Annotated in this window: 22 protein-coding genes; 12 read left to right on the top strand and 10 right to left on the bottom strand. The window is 68.3% G+C overall.

The features are described 5' to 3' along the window. Positions 1–66: 66 nt before the first annotated feature. The gene (locus B0920_RS06900) at positions 67–501 is read right to left on the bottom strand and encodes a DUF2244 domain-containing protein (RefSeq protein WP_179119108.1); all 435 of its coding nucleotides are present in this window, start codon (positions 499–501) and stop codon (positions 67–69) included. Positions 502–707: 206 nt separating this feature from the next. On the opposite strand from B0920_RS06900, the gene B0920_RS06895 reads away from it, so the two are divergent. The 4 genes from B0920_RS06895 (at position 708) to B0920_RS06880 (ending at position 6,962) form a co-directional block, all read left to right on the top strand. Then, positions 708–1,973 carry an Hsp70 family protein gene (locus tag B0920_RS06895; RefSeq protein ID WP_078031800.1) on the top strand — a complete coding sequence of 422 codons (1,266 nt, stop codon included), beginning with the start codon at positions 708–710 and terminating at the stop codon, positions 1,971–1,973. A gap of 9 nt (positions 1,974–1,982) precedes the next feature. Next, positions 1,983–2,633, top strand: a complete 651-nt coding sequence (locus B0920_RS06890) for a PolC-type DNA polymerase III (protein WP_078031799.1) — start codon at positions 1,983–1,985, stop codon at positions 2,631–2,633. A 252-nt stretch (positions 2,634–2,885) separates the two neighbouring features. Then, positions 2,886–4,316, top strand: a complete 1,431-nt coding sequence (locus tag B0920_RS06885) for a tetratricopeptide repeat protein (RefSeq protein WP_078031798.1) — start codon at positions 2,886–2,888, stop codon at positions 4,314–4,316. Between the two features lie 474 nt (positions 4,317–4,790). Next, complete coding sequence (locus B0920_RS06880; protein WP_078031797.1) at positions 4,791–6,962, top strand: prolyl oligopeptidase family protein; 2,172 nt, start codon at positions 4,791–4,793, stop codon at positions 6,960–6,962. 183 nt (positions 6,963–7,145) lie between these two features. Here the strand turns inward: B0920_RS06880 and B0920_RS06875 are convergent, their stop codons facing one another. Further along, positions 7,146–7,715 carry an NUDIX domain-containing protein gene (locus tag B0920_RS06875; protein WP_078031796.1) on the bottom strand — a complete coding sequence of 190 codons (570 nt, stop codon included), beginning with the start codon at positions 7,713–7,715 and terminating at the stop codon, positions 7,146–7,148. Positions 7,716–7,782: 67 nt separating this feature from the next. Further along, a complete protein-coding gene (locus tag B0920_RS06870; protein WP_078031795.1) occupies positions 7,783–8,358 on the bottom strand; it encodes a helix-turn-helix domain-containing protein in 576 nt (191 codons plus the stop codon). 214 nt (positions 8,359–8,572) lie between these two features. Here B0920_RS06870 and B0920_RS06865 point away from each other — a divergent pair, with 214 nt between their 5' ends. The 6 genes from B0920_RS06865 to moaD all read left to right on the top strand — a co-directional run bounded on the left by B0920_RS06865 (position 8,573) and on the right by moaD (position 15,597). After that, complete coding sequence (locus B0920_RS06865) at positions 8,573–9,778, top strand: glycine C-acetyltransferase (protein ID WP_078031794.1); 1,206 nt, start codon at positions 8,573–8,575, stop codon at positions 9,776–9,778. 20 nt (positions 9,779–9,798) lie between these two features. Further along, positions 9,799–10,761, top strand: a complete 963-nt coding sequence (locus B0920_RS06860) for an NAD-dependent epimerase/dehydratase family protein (RefSeq protein WP_078031793.1) — start codon at positions 9,799–9,801, stop codon at positions 10,759–10,761. 99 nt (positions 10,762–10,860) lie between these two features. After that, a complete protein-coding gene (locus B0920_RS06855) occupies positions 10,861–12,249 on the top strand; it encodes an L-serine ammonia-lyase (protein ID WP_078031792.1) in 1,389 nt (462 codons plus the stop codon). A 364-nt stretch (positions 12,250–12,613) separates the two neighbouring features. Further along, the gene (gene thrC / locus B0920_RS06850; RefSeq protein WP_078031791.1) at positions 12,614–14,089 is read left to right on the top strand and encodes a threonine synthase; all 1,476 of its coding nucleotides are present in this window, start codon (positions 12,614–12,616) and stop codon (positions 14,087–14,089) included. A 1-nt stretch (position 14,090) separates the two neighbouring features. Further along, positions 14,091–15,332: a gephyrin-like molybdotransferase Glp gene (gene glp, locus B0920_RS06845; RefSeq protein ID WP_078031790.1), complete on the top strand. Its 1,242-nt coding sequence runs from the start codon at positions 14,091–14,093 to the stop codon at positions 15,330–15,332. A gap of 7 nt (positions 15,333–15,339) precedes the next feature. Next, positions 15,340–15,597, top strand: coding sequence for a molybdopterin converting factor subunit 1 (gene moaD / locus B0920_RS06840; protein ID WP_078031789.1), 258 nt, complete (start codon positions 15,340–15,342; stop codon positions 15,595–15,597). 52 nt (positions 15,598–15,649) lie between these two features. Here moaD and dctP read toward each other — a convergent pair whose 3' ends face one another. From dctP to B0920_RS06815, 5 genes are all read right to left on the bottom strand, one after another. After that, positions 15,650–16,666, bottom strand: a complete 1,017-nt coding sequence (gene dctP, locus B0920_RS06835; RefSeq protein WP_229455235.1) for a TRAP transporter substrate-binding protein DctP — start codon at positions 16,664–16,666, stop codon at positions 15,650–15,652. 237 nt (positions 16,667–16,903) lie between these two features. Further along, a complete protein-coding gene (locus tag B0920_RS06830) occupies positions 16,904–17,131 on the bottom strand; it encodes a hypothetical protein (protein WP_078031787.1) in 228 nt (75 codons plus the stop codon). Between the two features lie 29 nt (positions 17,132–17,160). Beyond that, positions 17,161–18,105 (bottom strand): alpha/beta fold hydrolase, encoded by a 945-nt coding sequence (locus B0920_RS06825; protein WP_078031786.1) that lies wholly within the window; start codon positions 18,103–18,105, stop codon positions 17,161–17,163. After that, the gene (locus tag B0920_RS06820) at positions 18,102–18,305 is read right to left on the bottom strand and encodes a helix-turn-helix transcriptional regulator (RefSeq protein ID WP_078031785.1); all 204 of its coding nucleotides are present in this window, start codon (positions 18,303–18,305) and stop codon (positions 18,102–18,104) included. The genes B0920_RS06825 and B0920_RS06820 overlap by 4 nt, the downstream gene beginning before the upstream one ends. After that, positions 18,302–18,688: a hypothetical protein gene (locus B0920_RS06815; RefSeq protein WP_078031784.1), complete on the bottom strand. Its 387-nt coding sequence runs from the start codon at positions 18,686–18,688 to the stop codon at positions 18,302–18,304. The genes B0920_RS06820 and B0920_RS06815 overlap by 4 nt, the downstream gene beginning before the upstream one ends. A gap of 129 nt (positions 18,689–18,817) precedes the next feature. Between B0920_RS06815 and B0920_RS06810 the strand changes: the two genes are divergently transcribed. Both B0920_RS06810 and B0920_RS06805 read left to right on the top strand, forming a co-directional pair. Next, on the top strand, positions 18,818–20,065 hold the full coding sequence (locus tag B0920_RS06810) for a TIGR03862 family flavoprotein (RefSeq protein ID WP_078031783.1): 1,248 nt from the start codon (positions 18,818–18,820) through the stop codon (positions 20,063–20,065). 74 nt (positions 20,066–20,139) lie between these two features. Next, a complete protein-coding gene (locus B0920_RS06805; protein WP_078031782.1) occupies positions 20,140–20,580 on the top strand; it encodes an FKBP-type peptidyl-prolyl cis-trans isomerase in 441 nt (146 codons plus the stop codon). Here B0920_RS06805 and B0920_RS06800 read toward each other — a convergent pair. Beyond that, on the bottom strand, positions 20,577–21,107 hold the full coding sequence (locus B0920_RS06800; protein ID WP_307188907.1) for a DUF6622 family protein: 531 nt from the start codon (positions 21,105–21,107) through the stop codon (positions 20,577–20,579). The two genes, B0920_RS06805 and B0920_RS06800, sit on opposite strands and share 4 nt — an antisense overlap. Positions 21,108–21,211: 104 nt before the next feature. After that, positions 21,212–22,018 (bottom strand): GIN domain-containing protein, encoded by an 807-nt coding sequence (locus B0920_RS06795; RefSeq protein WP_078031780.1) that lies wholly within the window; start codon positions 22,016–22,018, stop codon positions 21,212–21,214. Positions 22,019–22,021 lie beyond the last annotated feature (3 nt).

Below are 22,021 nucleotides of genomic sequence, written 5' to 3'. Positions count from 1 at the left end.
TCGCGCACCATATCGGTTGCGCTGCCGTGTGTGTGTAAGAGGCTGCTTACAGGGAGAGGGAGGGCATCAAGCGAGCAGGGAACCGGGGCGCAGGGCGAGGCGCAACTCCTGCGCCAGGCGCTGGCGGTCCGGCGGCGTCAGGTAGCGGCCGACGCCGACCTGCTGGCCGCGGGCCTCGAGCTGGATCAGGGTGCGCATGCCGGCGTCCGCCAGCGACACGCGGGTATGGTGGGGGTCGAGGCGCGATGTCACCAGGCGGGCGCCATCCTGGTGCTCGACCATCAGCCAGCCGTCGGCCAGCACGATGCGCTCGTGGTCGAGGGCGTGGCGCGCGTAGTACAGCAGGGCGGCCCCGACCGCGGCGGTTTCCAGCAGGGCGAAGGCCAGCACCATCCAGGCGCCGCGCAGGGTGAAGGCGAGGGCGATGCCGAGGGTGGCGGCGGACAGCAGGGCGTACACCTGCAGCGCCTGGCGCGGGCTGAGCGAGCAGTTGCGCTTCATGAGCCATTCCGCGCGCCCAGGGGCTGGCCTTGCGCCCTGGAGGGCGGAGGGCAGGGCGCCGCTGCGGCTGTGGTCCATGGGGGCTCCGGTGGTCGACTTGGCAAGCCTTATCATACCGCCAAGCCGGCGTGGCGCGTGCGCCGCAGAGCGATACAAGCGGCCGCTTATCTGTTACCATACCGCCCCCTTTCCCATCAAAGCTTTCTATGACGCAGGCATGCGGCCTTGACTTCGGCACGTCCAATTCCACCGTCGGCTGGCTGCGCCCGGGCGCGCCCCATTCCGCCGCCGGCGCGCTGCTGCCGCTCGAGGAGGGCAAGCCGACCTTGCCCTCGGTGGTGTTCTTCAACGCCGACGACGATCGCGTCTGCTACGGGCGCGAGGCGCTGGCCGAATACCTGGAGGGCTATGAAGGGCGGCTGATGCGCTCGCTGAAAAGCCTGCTGGGCACCAGCCTGATCGACGGCCAGACCGAGGTCGCCGGCCGGGCGCTGCCTTTCCGCAGCCTGCTGGCCCAGTTTATCGGCGAACTCAAGCGGCGCGCCGAAGGCCAGGCCGGGCGCGGCTTCGAGCAGGCGGTGTTCGGCCGCCCGGTGTTCTTCGTCGACGACGATCCCGAGGCCGACAAGCTGGCCGAGCAAACCCTGCTCGAGGTGGCGCGCTCGGTCGGCTTTCGCGAGGTGAGCTTCCAGTACGAGCCGATCGCCGCCGCCTTCGACTACGAAGCCGGCATCGAGCGCGAGGAACTGGTCCTGATCGCCGACATCGGCGGCGGCACCTCGGACTTCTCGCTGGTGCGGCTCGGCCCGGAGCGCGCCGGCCGCACCGACCGGCGCGAGGACATCCTCGCCAATGGCGGCGTGCACATCGGCGGCACCGACTTCGACAAGTACCTGAGCCTGGCCAGCGTGATGCCGCTGCTCGGCTACGGCAGCAATCTGCTGTCGGGCGCGGCGATCCCGTCCAGCTATTACTTCAACCTGGCCACCTGGCATACGATCAACCAGGCCTACACCCGCCGCAGCCAGGCGCAACTGGCCGACCTGGCGCGCGACGCGGCCGAGCCGGACAAGATCGCGCGCCTGCGCAACCTGATCGAGGACCGCGCCGGCCACTGGCTGGCGATCCAGGTGGAGGCCGCGAAGATCGGGCTGTCCGCCCAGCCCCAGGTGCTGATCGAACTCGACCGCCTGTCGCCGCCGGGCGAGCTGGAGGTGACGCGCGCCGGCTTCGAGGCCGCCATCGGCCAACTGGTCGACAGCGTCGGCGCCACCGTCGGCGCCCTGTTCGCCCAGGCCCAGGTGAAGCCGGAAGCGGTCGACACCATTTTCTTCACCGGCGGCTCGAGCGGCGTCAGCCTGCTGCGCGAGCGCATCGGCGCGATGGCGCCCGGCGCGCGCCGGGTCGAGGGCGACCTGTTCGGCAGCATCGGGGCCGGCCTGGCCCTGGACGCGCAACGCAAATTTGGATAAGGAAGCAGCATGAGCAGCTATGAGCGTCCGATCGTGATGCTGGACTTCGAGACCACCGGCCTGTCGCCCGAGATGGGCGACCGCATTACCGAGGTGGCGGCATTGCGCATCGTCGGCGGCGAGATCACCGAGCGCTATGTCTCGCTGGTCAATTGCGGGGTGCGCATCCCGTCCTTCATCACCGCCCTGACCGGGATCACGCAAGAGATGGTGGACGGCGCGCCGCCGGCCAGCAAGGTGGTGCCGGAGCTGCTCGACTTCATCGGCGGCGACGTGCTGTCCGCCCATAATGCGAGCTTCGACGAGAAGTTCCTGAAGGCCGAGGGCGGGCGCCTGGGCCGCGCCACGGCCCACGCGGGCCTGGTGTGCTCGCTCAAGCTGGCGCGCCGCCTGTATCCGGGCCTCGCCAGCTACAAGCTGGGCCAGCTCTCGCGCCAGCTCGGCATCGCGTTTCGCGGCAGCGCCCACCGGGCCGAGGCCGACGCCGAGGTCGCAGCCGAGGTGCTGCTGCACGCGGCCCGCCACCTGGGCCGCACCTGCGGCGTGGAACGGGTGGCGCCGGACCTGCTGGTCTCGATCAACAAGGTCGCCGCAGCCAAAATCCCCGTCTTCCTCGACAAGTACGCCGCCACCGTGCGCGCCGCCCGCGAAGCCGCCTGATCGCGGCGATCGGGCGCCTCCGGTCGGCACGATTGTGCCGACGCAAACCCCGGAGTCCCCGCTCTCATTAAAATTTTAGCAAGTGGTCCGGCACGCCTCGATGCGCGCTGCATGCGCGCCCCCGGGCGTGCCGGACGTCGCCGCGGCCGCGAACGGGCCGCCATGCCAGGGTCCGCCGTCGGGATCCCTTCTGCCGCAAGTATCCTATTGCCGCCGCAAGCTTGTTGCGGCAAGCACCGCCAGGGGACATGGATGAGCCGTGAGAACGCCGCCCGCGAGGGCGATGACACCTACCAGTGGTACTGTCGCTCGGCCGAGCGCGACAATCCCTACGCCCAGTTCAACCTGGCCCTGCTGCACCTCAATGGCGACGGGCTCGAGCGCGACGACGTCCGCGGGGCCGCCCTCATGATGCGCGCCGCCGAGCAGGGCCTGGCCTTCGCCCAGAGCCATCTCGGGGCCCTCTACTACAACGGACGCGGCCTGCCGCGCAGCGACGAGCAGGCCGCCTGCTGGTTCCGCCGCGCGGCCGAGCAGGGCGACCGCTCGGCCCAGTACAACCTGGGCCTGCTGTACCGGCGCGGCCGCGGCGTGCGCCAGTCGCACGAATGCGCGCTGGGCTGGTTCTGGCGCGCGGCCGAGCAAGGCATGGCGCGCGCCCAGAGCCATCTGGCCGACTGCTACCTGCACGGGCTGGGGGCCGCCGTCAACTACCCGCTGGCGGTCACCTGGTTCCGCAAGGCGGCGCTGCAGGGCTATCCGCACGCCCAGTTGCATCTCGGCCTCATGTACGAGCGCGGCCAGGGCGTGGCGCCCAGCCCGCAGCAGGCCCTGTACTGGTTCCGCTACGCGGCCGCCGCCGGCGACGCCGTGGCCCAGCGCCATCTCGGCCTGGCCTTCGCCCACGGACAGGGCGTGCAGCGCGACCCGCTGTGCGCTCGCCACTGGCTCGAGCGCGCGGCCCAGCAGGGTGACCGCGACGCCCAGTATGCGCTGGGCGACCTGCTGGTCGCCGGCGGCCGCTCGCCAAGGGCGCGGGCCCGAGCCCTGAGCTGGTTCGAGCGCGCCGCCGACCAGGGCCATGCGCAGGCGCAGTACCGGGCCGGCAACCTGCTGTCGGGCGGGGCCGGCTGCAAGCGCGATGCGCCGCGCGCGCTGGCCTACTACCTGCGCGCGGCCGAGCAGGGCGCGGCCAACGCCCAGTTCGCCCTGGGCCTGTTGTACGCCACCGGCGAAGGCGTGGCGTGCGACCCGGCCCGCGCCGCCGAGTGGTACCGGCGCGCGGCGCGCCAGGGCGACGCCAGCGCCCAGAACAATCTCGGCGCCATGTACGTGCGTGGGGAAGGCGTGGGCCGGGACGACGTGCTCGCCGCCTACTGGTATGCCCAGGCGGCCGAGCAGGGCAATGCGCTGGCCCAGTACAACCTGGCTTCCCTGTACGCGGCCGGGCGCGGGGTCGAATGCGACCTGGTGCAGGCCTGCATGTGGCTGGGACTTGCGGCGCGGCGCAGCAAGGCGGCGAGCGAGCGCCTGGCTCAGCTGGCGGGTTCGCTCACGCCGGCCGAGCGGGCCCGCGCCCAGGCGCTGGCCGAGCGCTGGCTGGCGACCCACGCGACCCGGCATGAGGGCGACAGCGGCGGCGCGCGCGACCCGGACGACGTGCGCCGCATCGACGCGGCCTAGGCTGGGCCCTCGCGACGGTCCCCGTGTCGCAGAACGCTGAGGCGCGCGAGATGGATCACGCTAGCGAGCGCACAAGACGACGCACGAGCGAACGCACTAGCGCACGCACGAGAGCACGCAAGAGCGAACGCACTAGCGTATGCACTAGAGCACGCCCAAGAGCACGCACGAGCGCACGCGCGAACGCACGCACGAGCGAACGGACGAGCCCACGAGCTCACGTGCCCACGTGCCCACGAGTCCACGAGTCCACGAGCCCACAAGGCCACGAGCCCACGAGCCCACAAGTCCACGAGCCCACGAGTCCACGAGCCCACGAGTTCACGAGTTCACGAGCGGCCCTGGCGCAGCGCCGTATTGACGTCCGCACAGGTGCCTGCGCACTCATGTCCCAGCGGTAGGCATGCGCGGCAAGCTGCGCTATGATGCCCGTCGGCACTTGCCATATCGTTCACCCTTCCGACCGAGAACCCTATGCACCTGAGACACGCAACCCTTGTCGCATTGCTGGCCGCGGCCTTCGGCGCGCAATCCGCGCTGGCCCAATCCTGCCCGGCCACCGGCGCTTCGCTGACCTACCCGGTCTCCAAGAAGCTGGACCAGCTTGATGACTACCACGGCACGAAAGTGGCCGACCCCTACCGCTGGCTCGAAGACGCGAACAGCGCCGAGACCAAGTCGTGGGTCGAGGCCCAGAACAAGGTGACCCAGGCCTACCTGGCGCAGATCCCGCAGCGCGAAGCGATCCGCCAGCGCCTGACCCAGTTGTGGAACTACGAGCGCTACAGCGTGCCCTACAAGGAAGGCGGCCGTTACTTCTACACCCGCAACGACGGGCTGCAAAACCAGGCCGTGCTCTACACCCTCAAGAACCTGAACGACACCGCGCGCGTCCTGCTCGACCCCAACACCCTGGCCGCCGACGGCACCATCGCCCTGGCCGGCGCCGCGGTCAGCCCGGACGGCAAGCTGCTGGCCTACAGCACCGCCGCTTCGGGCTCGGACTGGAACGAGATCCGCGTGCGCGACATCGAGAGCGGCAAGGACCTCGAGGATCACGTCAAGTGGGTGAAGTTCTCCAACACCGCCTGGACCAGGGACGGCAAGGGCTTCTTCTACAGCCGCTACGACGAGCCGAAGGAGGCGACCAAGCTGGCCGACGTCAACTACTTCCAGAAGCTCTACTTCCACCGGATCGGCACCCCGCAGAGCCAGGACACCCTGGTCTACGACCGTCCCGACCAGAAGGAATGGGGCTTCGGCGCCCAGACCAGCGACGACGGCCGCTACCTGATCATCACCACCACCAAGGGCACGGCGCCGAAGTACCGCATCTCGTACAAGGACCTGGCCAAGGCGGACTCCAAGGTGGTCGACCTGATCGACAACTTCGACGCCGGCTACGATTTCATCGACAACGTCGGCACCGTGTTCTTCTTCAGCACCGACCGCAACGCGCCGCGCAAGCGCATCGTCGCGATCGACGTGAGCAAGCCGGCGGAGTCGAACTGGAAGGAGATCGTGCCCGAGGGCGCGGACACCCTGGTGGGCGCCGACATCGTCAATAACCAGCTGGTCCTGGAATACCTGAAGGATGCGCGCAGCGTCGTGCGCGTGACCGATCTCAAGGGCAAGCCCCTGCGCGAGATCGCGCTGCCGGGCATCGGCTCGGTGGGCGGCCTGCAGGGCAAGCGCGGCGAAGGCGAGACCTTCTACTCCTTCACCGGCTTCACCAACCCGACCACGATCTACCGCCTGAACCTCAAGACCGGCAAGAGCACGGTCTTCCGCCAGCCCAAGGTCGCCTTCAACCCGGCCGACTACGAGACCCGCCAGCAGTTCTACACCAGCCGCGACGGCACCAAGGTGCCGATGTTCATCGTCTCGAAGAAGGGCATCAAGCTCGATGGCTCGAACCCGACCTACCTCTACGGCTATGGCGGCTTCAACATCTCGCTGACCCCGGCCTTCTCGCCGGCCAACCTGGCCTGGATGGAAATGGGCGGCGTCTACGCGGTGGCGAACCTGCGCGGCGGCGGCGAATACGGCGAAGCCTGGCACCAGGCCGGCACCAAGCTGCAGAAGCAGAACGTGTTCGACGACTTCATTGGCGCGGCCGAATGGCTGATCCAGAACAAGATCACCTCGCCGCAGAAGCTGGCGATCGGCGGCGGCTCGAACGGCGGCCTGCTGGTGGGCGCGGCCATGACCCAGCGTCCGGAGCTGTTCGGCGCGGCGCTGCCGGCCGTGGGCGTGATGGACATGCTGCGCTTCCACAAGTTCACCATCGGCTGGGCCTGGACCTCGGACTATGGCTCCTCGGAGAACCCGGAGGAATTCAAGGCCCTGGTCAAGTACTCGCCGCTGCACAACCTGAAGCCGGGCACCTGCTACCCGGCCACCATGGTGACCACGGCCGACCATGACGACCGCGTGGTGCCGGCGCACAGCTTCAAGTACGCCGCAGCGGCCCAGGCCGCTCAGGCGGGCGCGGCGCCGATCCTGATCCGCATTGAGACCAAGGCCGGCCACGGCGCCGGCAAGCCGACCTCGAAGCAGATCGAGGAAGTGGCGGACCGCTGGGGCTTCCTGTCGCGCGAGCTGAAAATGGGAGAGGCGGCAAGTACGGTGGGTGGCGCGAACTAGCGCTACTGGACGTGGCGCCGGCAGACGCTTGCGAGCGGGTGCCGGCGGCCACGGCCCGTCCAGCTGCTCACGGGATTGGCTGAACGGGCAGGGCGGCGGCTCGACGATGCTCTCGAGCAGGGTATCGCTGGACACGCGAGTTTCCAAGCTCAGCCTCGAGGCGGGTTGTGCGGCGCATTGCCGTCAACGGTAAGTGATACGGATACGGCGTTTGAGTTCCCTCGCGCACTGCCCATACCAGTCGATGGAGTGATTGTATCGGGTCCGCCGGACCGCCAGCTCCTGGTCGACGCGGGCCTGGATGTGTGGTGGGAGGTCGTTGTGCTTGCCGAGAAAGTCCTCGATGACGGACAGCGCCACGACACTGACTTCGCTTAATTCCCAGTCGCGCACGGCGCTGTTCGCCGGCGAGTTGCCGTGCCCTCTCGCGAGCCCGGCATTGATGCGCCGCTCGAGTTCCGTCAGCGCGGTGACCTTGAAGCCGACGAGGGTGAATCCCGCAGGCGATGCCCAGTCCCAGCTCTCGCTGTACATGGGCACCTGCACCCCGGTTTCTTCGAGGAATTCGCGCTTGGCGCATTCATACACGGTTTCGCCGGAATTCTGCTTGCCTCCCGGCAGACAGAACTGGCCAGCCTGCTTCATGAGGGAGTTGATCCCGGTATTGGCGCCGTCCCAGAACTGGTTCTCGTGGCGCTTCATGGCGATCAGGACGATCCCCGAGTCGGTATAGAGGGCGGTATAGACTTGCATCGGACTCCCGGATGGCTGCGTTGGTTACAGCAATCTACGCAGTCGCCCCCCGGCTGGATGCATTCGGCTAGCGGTGCACGACCACCAGCATCGCCTTGGCCTCGGTCTTGCCGACATTGCGGATCACATGGTCCTGGTCGGCCGGGTAGCGTGCGGTGGCCCCGTGCCGCAGCTTTTTCTTCTCCTTGCCAACCTCCAACTCGAGCGCGCCCGTGATGACCGTCAGGTGCTCGCCCGTCCCCGGGTCATGGGCCTGGGAGGCCAGCTCTCCCCCAGGCGCCAGGGTCAGCTCATACCATTCGTACTTGCCGGCCAGGTCCATCGGCCCCAGGATGCGCAGGGAGTAACCGGCGTGGACGCCGGGCAGGGTGGGGATTTCGTGGGCGTCGACCACCCGGATCAACTCCGTCGTGCGTACCTCGGCGGAAAGCAGTTCGCCGATCTGTACGCCCAGCGCATTGGCCAGGCGCCAGGTGATGGCGATGGTCGGATTGGCCTTCTCGCGCTCGATCTGGGACAACATCGACTTGGACACGCCGGCGATGCGCGACAGGTCTTCCAGCGTCAGGCCGCGCGCCAGCCGCAAGCGTTGTAGCGTCGCGCCAACTTCCGGCGGCGCATTGTTTGTTAGAGTGGTACCCATTTTCCGTCTTGACGCCCTTGCCTATTGCAAATTGCTTATAAGTATATTTGAAGTCGCTTGCCAAGTTCATTGGCTGGGCGTAATATTCAATATATCGAATTTTTGTTCGACATAGCGAACCAGTTCTCTACATCGAACGAACCAACGGTACAACATTCGCGGACCGCCGGTCAAGCCGCCGATCACGCCAACCACCTGGGAACAGAGGAACACCATGAGCGATCAAGCTTTCTACAGCAGCCTGCAGCAAAAACTCGCGACCTTGAAGGATGAGGGCCTGTTCAAGCCCGAGCGCGTGCTGGCCTCGCGCCAGGGCGCCGAGGTGGTGGCACAGGATGGCCGTACCCTGATCAATATGTGTGCCAACAATTATCTGGGCCTGTCCGGCGATGTCGAAACGCAGAAAGCCGCCGCCGCCGCACTCGAGAAGTACGGCTATGGCCTGTCCTCGGTGCGCTTCATCTGCGGCACCCAGACCGTGCACAAGGAGCTGGAGCAGAAGCTGTCCGAATTCCTGGGCACCGAGGACACCATCCTGTACGCCGCCGCCTTCGACGCCAACGGCGGCGTGTTCGAGCCGCTGTTCGACGAGAACGACGCCATTATCTCCGACGCCCTGAACCACGCCTCGATCATCGACGGCGTCCGCCTGTGCAAGGCCGCGCGTTACCGTTATGCCAACAACGACATGGCCGACCTGGAGAAGCAGCTCCAGGCCGCCACGGAGGCCGGCAAGCGCCACAAGATCATCGTCACCGACGGTGTGTTCTCGATGGACGGCACCATCGCCCAGCTCGACAAGATCGTCGAACTGGCCGGGAAATACGGCGCCCTGACCATGATCGACGAATCGCACGCCTCCGGCTTCATGGGCAAGACCGGGCGCGGCACCCACGAGCACTGCGGCGTGATCGGCAAGATCGACATCATCACCGGCACCCTGGGCAAGGCCCTGGGCGGCGCGATGGGCGGCTTCACCTCGGGCCGCAAGGAAGTGATCGAGACCCTGCGCCAGAAGTCGCGCCCCTACCTGTTCTCCAACACCCTGGCGCCGATGATCGCCGGCGCCTCGCTGGCGGTGCTGGACCGGATCAGCAAGTCGACCGAGCTGCGCGACCGCCTGCACGAGAACACCGCCTACTTCCGCAAGGAGATCGAGCGCATCGGCTTCACCATCAAGCCGGGCACCCACCCGGTGGTGCCGGTGATGCTGTTCGACGCCCCGGTGGCGCAGAAGTTCGCGGCCCGCATGTTCGAGCTGGGCGTGCTGCTGTCGGGCTTCTTCTACCCGGTGGTGCCGATGGGCCAGGCGCGCGTGCGCGTGCAGCTGTCGGCCGCCCACACCCGCGAGCAGCTCGACAAGGTGCTGGCCGCATTCGAACAGGCCGGGCGCGAGCTGGGCATCATCAAGAACAACTAATCGCAGCAGGGAATCAACGCATGGAACGCATCCTCATCATCGGCGCCAACGGCCAGATCGGCAGTGAACTGGTCGCGGCGCTGGCCGACAAGCACGGTCCCGACAACGTGATCGCCTCGGACATTGGCGCCACCAACGTGTATGGCGCCGCGCGCTACACCCAGCTCGACGTGCTCGACCGCGACGCGGTCGCACGCCTGATCGCCGACGAAGGCGTGACCCAGGTCTACCAGCTGGCCGCGCTGCTCTCGGCCACCGGCGAGAAGGCCCCGCTCAAGGCCTGGACCCTGAACATGGACGGCCTGCTGAACATCCTCGAGATCGCCCGCGAGCGCGGCGAAGCCGGCAAGCCGCTGAAGGTGTTCTGGCCCTCGTCGATCGCGGCCTTCGGCCCCAACACGCCGAACGAGGGCACGCCCCAGTACACGATCATGGATCCGACCACGATCTACGGCATCAGCAAGCTGGCCGGCGAGCGCCTGTGCGAGTACTACCACAGCAAGTACGGCGTGGACGTGCGTTCGATCCGCTATCCGGGTATCATCAGCTACAAGTCGCCCCCGGGCGGCGGCACCACCGACTACGCGATCGCGATCTTCCACGCGGCGCTGCGCGGCGAGACCTACGAGTGCTTCCTCGGCCCGGAAACCACGCTGCCGATGATCTACATGCCAGACGCGATCCGCGCCACCATCGAACTGATGGAAGCGCCCGCCGACAAGGTGGCGATCCGCTCCTCGTACAACGTCGCCGGCGTCTCGTTCAACCCACGCGAACTGGCCGCCGAGATCAGCGCCGCGCTGCCTGCATTCAAGATTGCCTACAAGCCGGACAGCCGCCAGGCCATCGCCGACTCCTGGCCCAAGAGCCTGGACGACAGCCGCGCGCAAGCCGACTGGGGCTGGAAGGCGCAGATCGGCACCCGCGAGATGGTGGCCGACATGCTGAAGAACATCGACGTGAGCCTGGGCGCCGCCGCATAAGGGTGTTCGCCCCTCGGTCCACGCCATGAACCGGGCCCCGCCGCCACAAGCGACGGGGCCCGTATCCCATTACAACAACAGGGAAATAGCAGAGACAATATGGACATGAGTGTTTTTGATCTTTTCAAGATCGGTATCGGCCCTTCGAGCTCCCACACCGTCGGCCCGATGGTGGCGGCGCGCCGCTTCCTGCTCGAATGCGGCCCGCTGGACGCCGCGGTCGGCGTCGAAGCCCACCTGTACGGCTCGCTGGCGCTGACCGGCGTCGGCCACGCCACCGACAAGGCGGTGATCCTGGGCCTGATGGGCGAGACGCCCCAGGACCTCGATCCGGACGCGGTGGAGGACAAGCTGGCCGAGGCCGAGATGGAAGGCGCGCTCAAGCTGCTCGGCAAGAAGATGGTGCCATTCAGCTACAAGACCGGCCTGGTGTGGCACAAGGCATCGACCCTGCCGGAGCATCCGAACGGCATGAAGTTCGTGCTCCAGCTGGCCGACGGCAGCCTGATCGAACGCATCTATTACTCGGTGGGGGGCGGCTTCATCACCGCCGCCGGCGAGAGCCAGGCGCGCGCCCTGGAGGCGCCGGCGCACAAGCTGCCTTTCCCCTTCGGCACCATGAGCGAGCTGCTGGCTCAGGGCAAGGAGCACGGCCTGAGCATCCCGCACATGCTGCGCGCGAACGAGCTGGCGCGCATGAGCGAGGCCGAGCTGGACGCGGGCCTGGACCGCATCTGGCAGGTCATGCGCGACTGCATCGCGCGCGGGCTGGTGAGCGAAGGCCAGTTGCCGGGCGGCCTGAACGTGCGCCGTCGCGCCGCCAGCCTGTGGAAGCAGGCCCACTGCACCGAAGGCAAGCGCGTGAATGAGCTGCCCCACGATGCGACCCACCACGTGACCCTGTACGCCATGGCAGTCAACGAAGAGAACGCGGCGGGCGGGCGCGTGGTGACGGCGCCGACCAACGGCGCGGCCGGCATCATCCCGGCGGTGCTGCGCTACTACGCCGAGGACTGCCGCCCGAGCGATCCGGCGCGCGGCATCCGCGATTTCCTGCTTACCTCCGCGGCGATCGGCATGCTGTGCAAGAAGAACGCGTCGATCTCCGGGGCCGAAATCGGCTGCCAGGGCGAGGTCGGCGTGGCCTGCGCCATGGCGGCGGCCGGGCTGGTGGCGGCGCTGGGCGGTTCCAACGAGCGCATCGAGAACGCGGCGGAGATCGGGATCGAGCACCACCTGGGCATGACCTGCGATCCGATCGGCGGCCTGGTGCAGATTCCCTGCATCGAACGCAACGGCATGGGGGCGATCAAGGCGATCACCGCTGCGTCGCTGGCCATGAAGGGCGACGGCACCCACTTCGTCAGCCTGGACAACGTGATCGAGACCATGCGCCAGACCGGGGCGGACATGCAGGTGAAGTACAAGGAAACCTCGCTGGGCGGGCTGGCGGTACACGTAGTCACCGTCAATCACGCGGCGTGTTGAACTACTGCTTGCCCTAGTGCCCGTTCAGGCAGACCTGGATCCCGGCGGGGCTGCGGAGGCCTTCGCCGGGACGACGTTCCACGGTAGCTAACGAGCGGATCTTCCGTGACCCGTTGGGGCAGGCGACAGGCTCCTCGGGTTGGGTATCCGACTCCGCTGGGCCCGCCAGCGCGTGAACGTCATCCCGGCGAAGGCCGGGATCCAAGCTTGCCCGCCGTCCCGGCCCGCCCGCCCTCATCGCACACAGCGCAGATCCCTGAATTTTATTCACCCAAGCTCAGTTTTTCTCACTCCCGCATACATTTTGTCCGCCTCACACTATAATAAAGTTTCAACGTGAGCCCCCAACCGGATCTTCTACAGTATGCATTATGTGTCCACCCGCGCGACCAGCGCGTCCGCAGCACGCAATCCCCAGCTCTTTTCCGACATCCTGCTTGGCGGCCTCGCCCCCGATGGCGGCCTGTATCTGCCGGCCGACTACCCGCAGGTGACGGGCGCCGAACTCGATGCCTGGCGCAAGCTGTCCTACGCTGAGCTGGCCTATGAAATCCTGCGCAAGTTCGCCACCGACATCCCCGACGCCGACCTGAAGGCCCTCACCGCGCGCACCTATACGCCGGAGGTCTACCGGAATGCCCGCGCCGGCGAATCGGCCGCCGACATCACGCCGCTGCGCACCCTGGAGCAGGGGGAGGGCGGCACCCTGGTCCTGCAGGCGCTGTCCAACGGTCCGACGCTCGCGTTCAAGGACATGGCGATGCAACTGCTCGGCAACCTGTTCGAGTACGCGCTAGCCAAGAACAACGAGGAACTGAACATCTTCGGCGCCACCTCGGGCGACACCGGCAGCGCCGCCGAATACGCGATGCGCGGCAAGCGCGGCGTGCGTGTCTTCATGCTCTCTCCGCACAAGAAGATGAGCGCTTTCCAGACCGCGCAGATGTTCAGCCTCCAGGACCCGAACATCTTCAACATCGCGGTCGAAGGCGTGTTCGACGACTGCCAGGACCTGGTCAAGGCGGTCTCGAACGACCTGTCCTTCAAGGCCCGCCACAAGATCGGCACCGTCAATTCGATCAACTGGGCGCGCGTCGTGGCCCAGGTGGTCTACTACTTCCGCGGCTACCTCGCAGCCACCACCAGCAACGAACAAAAGGTCTCGTTCACCGTCCCCTCGGGGAACTTCGGCAACATCTGCGCCGGCCACATCGCACGCATGATGGGCCTGCCGATCGACAAGCTGGTGGTCGCCACCAACGAGAACGACGTCCTGGACGAATTCTTCCGCACCGGCGTCTACCGCGTGCGCAAGTCGGCCGAGACCTTCCATACCAGCAGCCCGTCGATGGACATCTCGAAGGCCTCCAACTTCGAGCGCTTCGTCTACGAACTCGTGGGCCGCGACCCGGAGCGCACCCACGCGCTGTTCCGCAAGGTCGAGCTTGAAGGCGGCTTCGACCTGTCCGGCGCGCTGGGCAGCGACGGCGACGAGTTCAAGGACGTCGCCAAATACGGCTTCCTGTCCGGCCGCTCGACCCACGCCGACCGCCTGGCCACCATCCGCGACGTGGCCGACGACTACGGCATCACCATCGACACCCACACCGCCGACGGCATCAAGGTCGCGCGCGAGCACATGACGCCCGGGGTAACGATGATCGTGCTGGAGACGGCGCTGGCCGCCAAGTTCAACGAAACCATCCTGGAAGCGCTGGGCACGGACGCTGAGCGTCCGGCCGGCTTCGAGAACATCGAGGCGCTGCCGCAGCGCTTCGTGGTGATGCCGCCGGACGTCGCGCGCATGAAGGCCTACATCGCCGAACACACGGGGCTGTGAGATGAACGCACCGAAGCCACCGATGCTGTCCGTGCGCGAAGCGATCGACTTCCTGCTGGACGCCGCGCGTCCGGTCGAGGGCGTCGAGACCGTGCCTACGCTCGAGGCCAATGGGCGCGTGCTGGCCGAGGACGTCGCCTCGACCATCAACGTGCCCTCGGCCGACAACACCCAGATGGACGGTTACGCCGTGCGCGCCGAGGACTGCGCCAGCGGCAGCGCCACCCTTCGCGTGAGCCAGCGCATCCCTGCCGGCAGCGTCGGCCAGCCGCTTGAGCCGGGCACGGCGGCGCGCATCTTCACCGGCGCCCTGATTCCGCCTGGGGCGGACGCGGTGGTGATGCAGGAGCAGTGCGAGACGGTCGGCGACAGCGTCACCGTGCGCCACGCGCCGCGCGCCGGCGAGTGGATACGCCGCACCGGCGAAGACATCGTCTCCGGGGCCGTGATCCTGCCGGCCGGCGCCCGCCTGCGCAGCCAGGAGCTTGGCCTGGCCGCCTCGGTGGGTCTGGCGAGGCTGCCGGTGCGCCGCCGCCTGCGCGTGGCCGTGTTCTTCACCGGCGACGAGCTGACCATGCCGGGCGAAGCGCCGGGCGGCCAGCTGGCGCCGGGCGCGATCTACAACTCCAACCGCTTCACCCTGCGCGGCCTGCTGGAGAACTTCGGCTGCGAGATCGCCGACTACGGCATCGTGCCCGATTCGCTGGAAGCCACCCGCGCCACCCTGCGCGAGGCGGCGCGCGAGCATGACCTGATCATCACCTCGGGCGGCGTCTCGGTCGGCGAGGAAGACCACATCAAGCCGGCGGTCGAGGCCGAAGGACGCCTGAACATGTGGCAGATCGCGGTCAAGCCGGGCAAGCCGCTGGCCTTCGGCGAGGTGCGCCGCGAGGGCGGATCCGCCTTCTTCCTGGGCCTGCCGGGCAATCCGGTGTCGAGCTTCGTGACCTTCCTGCTGTTCGTGCGCCCCTTCCTGCTGCGCCTGCAGGGCGCGAGCGGCCCGGTCGAGCCGCGCGGCTACATGGTGCGCGCCGATTTCACCCTGCCCAAGGCCGACCGGCGCAACGAATTCCTGCGCGTGCGCCTGAACTCGGCGGGCGGGCTGGACCTGTTCCCGAACCAGGGTTCGGGCGTGCTGACCTCGACCGTGTGGGGCGACGGCCTGGTGGACAATCCGCCGGGGAACCCGATCGCTGCCGGCGATCTGGTACGCTTCATTCCGTTCGCGGAACTACAGCATTAGGGAGAGCATGAAGATCAATCTGAAGTATTTCGCCTCGGTGCGCGAGGCGGTCGGCACCGGACAGGAAGCGCTGGAGCTTCCGCCCGGCGTGAAGTCGGTGGGCGAGCTCAGGAGCCTGCTGGCGGAACGCGGCGGCGCATGGGCCGAGGCGCTCGCGCCCCAGCGCGCCGTGCGCATGGCCTTCAACCAGGTGATGTGCGGCGCCGACACCGCGCTCGCGGATGGCGCCGAAGTGGCCTTTTTCCCGCCCGTGACGGGAGGCTGAACGAGGCGCGTGGGCACAGCGGGTGGACAGCCTTGGCCGTCCACCCCGCCGCTTACAGCAGGGCCAGCGACTGCTCGGCCAGTTGCATCAGCCTGGCGCAGTTGTCGCTGCGTTCGGCGAACTCCTTCCACGCCGTGGTGCGCGCCACCGCCTGCCATTTGCGCAGCGATTCGGCGTTCATGTCAGTGACGCGCGCGCCGACGTTCTGGTAGATCGAGGCCACCCGCGCGTCGTCGGCGCGGGCCGCCTTGAGCGCGAATTTCTCCAGGTCCGCCCCGACCGCCATCACGGCCGCTTGCTGCTGCTTGTTCAGGCGGTCGAACACCGTTTTCGACATCATCAGCGGCTCGAACATGAACCAGTAGGAGCCGCCGCGCGCCGTGGTCAGCGCCTTGGCCGACTCGTGCAGGCGGAAGGAAATGAGCGAGGTCGACGAGGTCAGGGCGGCGTCCAGGGCGCCGCTGCGCAGGGCCGGCGCGATCTCGTTCGAGGGAATGTTAACGACCGTCGCGCCCGCATCCTGCAGGAGCTGGTCCATCTCGTGCGAGCCGCCGCGCACCTTCAGGCCGCGCACGTCCTCCGGGTCGACGATCGGATTGCCGCGCGAGGCGACGCCGCCGGCTTGCCAGATCCAGCTGACGATCACCAGCCCCTGTTCGCCCATGATGCGCGCCAGTTCGCGCCCCACCGGGGCGTCTTTCCAGCCATAGCCCTGCTCGTAGGAGGTGACCAGGGCCGGCATCAGGCCGATGTTGGCTTCCGGCGACTCGGTCCCGGCATAGGACAGCGGCACCAGGGCCATGTCGAGCGAACCGCCGCGCAAGGCGCTGAACTGGGCGTTGGCGGCCATCAGCGAGGAGCCGGGGTAGATCGAGAACTTCATGGCGCCGCGGGTGCGCTTCTCGACCTCGGCCGCGAACATGCGGCACAGCCGGTCACGGAAGTCGCCCTGGGCGATGCTGCCGCCGGGGAATTGATGGGAGATTTTGAAATTGCCTGGCTGCGCCCATGCGGACTGCATCCAGAGGGGACTGGACGCGAGCACGCCCAGCATGGTCCTACGGGTCATTGCTGACCTTGTCATTACCGACATACACATCCTCCAAGATGTTTTAACGGACTGCCGCAGATCGTGGCCCCTCGTCGAGCGGGAGCGCATCGTCTGCATTGGCGGTACAAGAATATTCCTGCTGTTCTTATTGTCAAGCAGAATCTTGTAGATCTGGCAAAAGCATATGCATGCCAAGGCGGCAGTATCCCGCAGGCCGCCGCCCGCCGTATTGACGCAACCGGGAGGATGGCGGTTTCAGCGCCGCGGTTTGCCGTCCTCGCACACCGCGCAGGCGGCGCCGGACTTCGCCTGGCGCCAGCGCGAGGCCACGAAAATGGCCGCCGCCGCGCAGGACCAGCCGAGGGTGGCCGGCCAGGTGTTGGCCAGGCTGTCGCCGCGCAGCAGGTCGATCGCGGCGAGCAGCAGGAACATGGTGCTCGAGGCCAGCAGGTATTGGCCGATCCAGTAGAGGGGAGTGCGCATGGTTTTCCTTGGGTCCGGGGTTGAGGGTTTCAGCGGCGATCGAGCACGCGGCGCAGGGCATCGGCCACCGCCTGCGGCTGGTCGATGGTCAGGAAGTGGCGCGCCGGCGACACCGGCAGCACGTCCAGCCTGGCCACCTCGGGCAGCAGGCTGCGGTAGTGATCGACCTTGGCGGCGGCGCTCAGCTGGTCCTGGCTGGCGTCGGGTTCGAAATAGGGTACCAGCACCGTGACCGGCGCGGTGATCTTGCCGAGCTCGGGGCGCAGGTCGAGGCCGAGCAGGTCGCCCATGTAGGCGCCGACCGCGGCGCGGTCGCTGCGCAGCAGCAGGGGCGCTAGGTCGTCCGCCTTGCCGATGTCCAGCACGCCCTGGCCGCGCAGGTACTGGCGCTGCTGCTGTCCGTAGGCGTTCGGCGGCGTGCCGGCCAGGCGCGCCTGGACGCCGGCCGCCATCTGCGGCCGCTGGGCCGGGTCCAGGGTCTCGGTGCCGGGAAAGACCGGCAGGCCGTCGAGCGAGAGCACGGCGCCGATGCGGTTGCCGAGATCGGCCGCCAGCGCCAGGGCCAGGGTGCCGCCCATGCTGTGGCCCACAAGCACCGGCCGGTCCAGGCGCCGGCTGGTGACGAGCTCGCGCAGCGCGGCGCGCGCGCCCTCGAAGGCCGGTCCGCTCGGGCCCGGCCGGCCGTCGAAGCCGGGCAGGGTGAGCACGTACAGGGTCTGTTCGGGGCTGAAGCGGCGCACCACGTCCTGCCACACCCAGGGGCCGCTGGCCAGGCCCGGGATCAGGATCACCTGCCGGCCGCGGCTGCCGTAGCGCTCCACCAGCATGCCATCGATCTCGAAGCGTTCTGCGGGCGTTCCGGCGACCGCGAAGCGGCTCGGCGAAGGCGCGGCGGCGCCCGGCTGGGCCAGGGCCGCGAGCGGAGCGGCCAGGACGAGGGGCAGGGCGAGGGCGAGCAGGAAGGATGGTTTCATGCGTTCTCCGGATCGGGTGAAAAGATGGATTCCAGCGGCACGCCGAACAGGCGGCCGATGGCGAAGGCGAGCGGCAGGCTCGGGTCGTAGCGCCCGGTCTCGATGGCGTTCACGCTCTGGCGCGACACGTCCAGCTGCTCGGCCAGGTCGGCCTGGCTCCAGCCGCGTTCGGCCCGCAGCTCGCGGATGCGGTTCTTCATCGGTTCAGCAGACGGCGCAGGCCGCAGACCACCACCATGCAAGCGCACAGCACGCACCAGACGCTGAACATCGACAGGCGCGGAAAGCCGGCGGTCTCGAGGAAGCCGTAGGTGAAGCTGAGCCCGGCGGTAATGGCGGCCGCCAGGGCCAGCGACTCGAGCAGGAACATGCGGATGTATTCGTCGACCCGCGCCAGGTGGCGCGCGATGGCCCACAGCGCCAGGCCGAAGCCGAGCATGGGCGAGAGCAGGAACAGGGTGCGCGGCAGGCCGGCGTCCATCGGGCGGCCGTAGCGGATCGCCGCCACCAGCAGCAGCGCATAGATCAGGATGGCAGCGCCCAGTTCCTTCATATAGGCTTTGCCGACGCGGCGCTCATGCATGATGACACCTCCAGGTCAAGTATGCTTGACATCGTAGGACGGACCTTCCGCGATGTCAAGCAAACTTTACAGAGTGCCCGGCGCCGCGAACTCGACTACAATGCGGCTCCCCCGTTTTTCGTTCCCGCCATGAGCCAGCCGTCCTCTCCCCGTTTCCACGTCGCCGTTATCGGCGGCGGCCCCGCCGGCCTGATGGCCGCCGAGGTGCTGGCGGCGGGCGGCGTGCGGGTAGACGTCTATGATGCGATGCCCTCGGTAGGCCGCAAGTTCCTGCTGGCCGGCAAGGGCGGCATGAATATCACCCATTCCGAACCCTATCCCGACTTCGTCGCCCGCTACCGCGCGCGCAGCGTGGAAGTGGGGCGCTGGCTGGAGCACTTCACGCCGGAACAGGTGCGCGCCTGGATCCACGGGCTGGGCATCGCCACCTTCGTGGGCAGCTCGGGCCGCGTCTTCCCCACCGACATGAAGGCCGCGCCGCTGCTGCGCGCCTGGCTGCACCGGCTGCGCGAGAGCGGGGTGGTGTTCCACATGCGGCACCGCTGGACCGGCTGGAGCGGCGAGCGCCTGCGCATGGCCACGCCGGAGGGCGAACGGCTGGTCGAGGCCGACGCCGTGATCCTGGCGTTGGGCGGCGCGAGCTGGGCCCGGCTCGGATCGGACGGTGCCTGGGCGCCGCTGCTGGCCGAACGCGGCGTCGGGATCACGCCCCTTGCGCCCAGCAATTGCGGTTTCGACGCCGACTGGAGCGCGCATTTCAGCAGCCGCCATGCCGGCGCGCCCTTGACCACCGTGGCGCTTGCCTGTCGTGGCGAGGATGGCGCGATGCTGCGCCGCAAGGGCCAGTTCGTGGTCACCGAAACCGGCATCGAAGGCAGCCTGGTGTACGCCTTGTCGGCCCCGATCCGCGACCAGATCGCGCGCGAGGGCGTGGCCACGGTCTGGATCGACCTCGCGCCCGACCACGATGCATCCAGGGTGCTGGACGAGGTGAGCCGCCCGCGCGGATCGCGTTCGCTGTCCAGCCACCTGCAAAGCCGCCTCGGCCTAAAGGGCGTGAAGGCGGGCCTGCTGCGCGAATGCCTGTCGGCCGAGGAATACGCCGATCCGGCGCGGCTGGCGGCGGCGATCAAGGCGCTGCCCCTGAAGCTCTTGCGGCCGCGCCCAATCGACGAAGCGATCAGCAGCGCCGGCGGGGTGCGCTTCGAGGCCCTGGCCGGCGCGGGCACCATGCTGCGCGCGCTGCCCGGCGTGTTCGTGGCCGGCGAGATGGTCGACTGGGAGGCGCCGACCGGCGGCTACCTGCTGAGCGCCTGCTTTGCCGGCGGGCGTGCGGCCGGGCGCGACGTCCTGGCCTGGCTGCAAGCCGGGGGCTGAGGTGTTGTCACCGGCCCGAGGACCTTGTATGCTCGGCTAGTATTTCATCTGGTTAACAACAACGAAAGAACACCTTGAAACGACTGCTCTCTTATTGCGTCCTCGGCCTGGCGCTCTCGTCCACCCTGGCGGCCTGCAAGCGCGAGGCGGCGGCGCCCGCGTCCCAGGCGCCGGCGGCGGCCTTCCAGAAGATCGACACCGTCACCGGCGCCGGCAAGGAAGCCGTGGCCGGCTCCACCGCCGTGGTGCACTACACCGGCTGGCTGTTCGACCCGAGCGCGCCTTCGCAGCACGGCGCCCAGTTCGACTCCTCGAAAGGTGGCTCGCCCTTCAGCTTCCAGGTCGGCGGCGGACAGGTGATCAAGGGCTGGGATGAAGGCGTGCAGGGCATGAAGGTCGGCGGCAAGCGCACCCTGATCCTGCCGCCCGACATGGGTTACGGCGCCAGCGGCGCGGGCCCGATTCCGCCGAACGCCAACCTGATCTTCGAGGTCGAGCTGCTGGAAGTCCGTTAAGCGGCCAGCGCCGGCATGCCGAGCGCGCGCAACCTCCTCAGGTTGCGCAGCATCCGGGCGATGAAATAGCCGTTCAGCATGCCGTACAGGCCGCACACCGCGGCCCCGAAGCTCGCTTCGTGCACCAGAGCGGGCCGCAACGCCATCGTCACCGCGACCGCGTACTTGAGGGCGAAGATGGCCAGCATGGCCGCCAGCGGCGACCAGCTCCCGGCGACGCGCACCTTGCCGGCCGCGCCGGCTGCGGCGATGCGCGAGCCGGACCAGCGCAGCGCCGGCAGCGCCACCAGCACCGCGCCCGCCACCCAGGCGGGCAGGGCGCCGCCACCGGCGCCGAACGCGGTCACGATACCCTGCAGCGACAATCCCAGCATCAGCACCGGCACGATGAACAGCGCGCGCGGGGCGAGCTCGCGCGTGCGCGCGGCTGCCAGGCCGCGGTAGACCAGGAAGGCCAGGATGGCCCAGACGTAGAGAGGGGTGTGGCTGAGTATCTGTTGCATGGCGCGGCTCCGTGATGTGGAAATGCCATCACTGTGCCGCAGCGCCGCCAGCCTGCGCAGGCCGTGCGACGGAAAGGGCTTGGGGCGGCGTGAACCGGGCCGGGGGCGGCGCGGAAGCGCCCGCCCCCTTACTCTTCGAAGGAAACGCTGCCGCTGCCGGTGCGGCTGATGCTGCGCTCGTCGGGGTTGCCCAGGACGTCGATGTCGCCGCTGCCGCTGACCGAGGCGGCCACCATGGAACGCGCCTGCACCGTGCTGCTGCCCGAGCCGGTCTGGCCGATCTGCACCCGCTGGGCGCGCAGGTGGCGGGCGTCAAGGTCGCCCGAGCCATTGGCCTTGGCCTCGAGTTCGCGGGTGGTGCCCACCAGGGTCATGCGGCCGCTGCCCATCAGTTCCGCCTTGACGCGCTCGATCGCGGCGCCGGCGTTCACGTCCAGGTCGCCGCTGCCGTTCAGGCCGGTGTCGACGTAGCGGAAGCGCCCGTTGAACTTGACGCTCCCCGAGCCGTTCAGGCGCACTTCGACCCGCTCGCCCGAGAAACCGTTGATGCTGCTGTCGCCGCTGCCGTCGATGACGGCCGAATTCAAGGCGGGCAGCACCAGTTCCACTTCGAGCGGCTGGCGGTGGCGCAGCACGATGCCGCGCACGCCTATGTTGAGCACGGGACCTTCGGCGTTCACCTCGATATTGCCCAGCATGCGCTGCTCGCCCCGGATCTTCAGCGAGGGCGTGGCGCCGTAGCGCAGATTGAGGTCGATCGGGCCGTTGAGCTCGACGCCGCTGATGCCGCCCGGGACTTCGCGCGTCTCGGTGGCGACCTGGCGGCCTTCGCTGGCCGCGCTGACGCCGTTGGCGCGTAGCATGCTGTAGCTGAGGGCGATCAGGACCACGGCCAGGGCCAGCAGGCTGAATCCGACTTTCAACAAGGATCGCATGGC

This window comes from Massilia sp. KIM (assembly GCF_002007115.1).
Lineage (GTDB): Bacteria > Pseudomonadota > Gammaproteobacteria > Burkholderiales > Burkholderiaceae_D > Telluria.
The sequence above is the reverse complement of the archived record's forward strand: the minus strand, read 5'-3'. Positions and strand labels throughout refer to the sequence as shown.

Coding starts and splice junctions, on each gene's coding strand:
- B0920_RS06875 (WP_078031796.1), bottom strand. CDS start 7,715: ATGCAAGTCTATACCGCCCTCTATACCGACTCGGGGATCGTCCTGATC.
- B0920_RS06810 (WP_078031783.1), top strand. CDS start 18,818: ATGAGCCAGCCGTCCTCTCCCCGTTTCCACGTCGCCGTTATCGGCGGC.
- B0920_RS06870 (WP_078031795.1), bottom strand. CDS start 8,358: ATGGGTACCACTCTAACAAACAATGCGCCGCCGGAAGTTGGCGCGACG.
- B0920_RS06815 (WP_078031784.1), bottom strand. CDS start 18,688: ATGCATGAGCGCCGCGTCGGCAAAGCCTATATGAAGGAACTGGGCGCT.
- B0920_RS06880 (WP_078031797.1), top strand. CDS start 4,791: ATGCACCTGAGACACGCAACCCTTGTCGCATTGCTGGCCGCGGCCTTC.
- B0920_RS06895 (WP_078031800.1), top strand. CDS start 708: ATGACGCAGGCATGCGGCCTTGACTTCGGCACGTCCAATTCCACCGTC.
- B0920_RS06795 (WP_078031780.1), bottom strand. CDS start 22,018: ATGCGATCCTTGTTGAAAGTCGGATTCAGCCTGCTGGCCCTGGCCGTG.
- B0920_RS06855 (WP_078031792.1), top strand. CDS start 10,861: ATGGACATGAGTGTTTTTGATCTTTTCAAGATCGGTATCGGCCCTTCG.
- B0920_RS06885 (WP_078031798.1), top strand. CDS start 2,886: ATGAGCCGTGAGAACGCCGCCCGCGAGGGCGATGACACCTACCAGTGG.
- B0920_RS06900 (WP_179119108.1), bottom strand. CDS start 501: ATGAAGCGCAACTGCTCGCTCAGCCCGCGCCAGGCGCTGCAGGTGTAC.
- B0920_RS06890 (WP_078031799.1), top strand. CDS start 1,983: ATGAGCAGCTATGAGCGTCCGATCGTGATGCTGGACTTCGAGACCACC.
- B0920_RS06865 (WP_078031794.1), top strand. CDS start 8,573: ATGAGCGATCAAGCTTTCTACAGCAGCCTGCAGCAAAAACTCGCGACC.
- moaD (WP_078031789.1), top strand. CDS start 15,340: ATGAAGATCAATCTGAAGTATTTCGCCTCGGTGCGCGAGGCGGTCGGC.
- thrC (WP_078031791.1), top strand. CDS start 12,614: ATGCATTATGTGTCCACCCGCGCGACCAGCGCGTCCGCAGCACGCAAT.
- B0920_RS06860 (WP_078031793.1), top strand. CDS start 9,799: ATGGAACGCATCCTCATCATCGGCGCCAACGGCCAGATCGGCAGTGAA.
- B0920_RS06825 (WP_078031786.1), bottom strand. CDS start 18,105: ATGAAACCATCCTTCCTGCTCGCCCTCGCCCTGCCCCTCGTCCTGGCC.
- dctP (WP_229455235.1), bottom strand. CDS start 16,666: ATGACCCGTAGGACCATGCTGGGCGTGCTCGCGTCCAGTCCCCTCTGG.
- glp (WP_078031790.1), top strand. CDS start 14,091: ATGAACGCACCGAAGCCACCGATGCTGTCCGTGCGCGAAGCGATCGAC.
- B0920_RS06830 (WP_078031787.1), bottom strand. CDS start 17,131: ATGCGCACTCCCCTCTACTGGATCGGCCAATACCTGCTGGCCTCGAGC.
- B0920_RS06820 (WP_078031785.1), bottom strand. CDS start 18,305: ATGAAGAACCGCATCCGCGAGCTGCGGGCCGAACGCGGCTGGAGCCAG.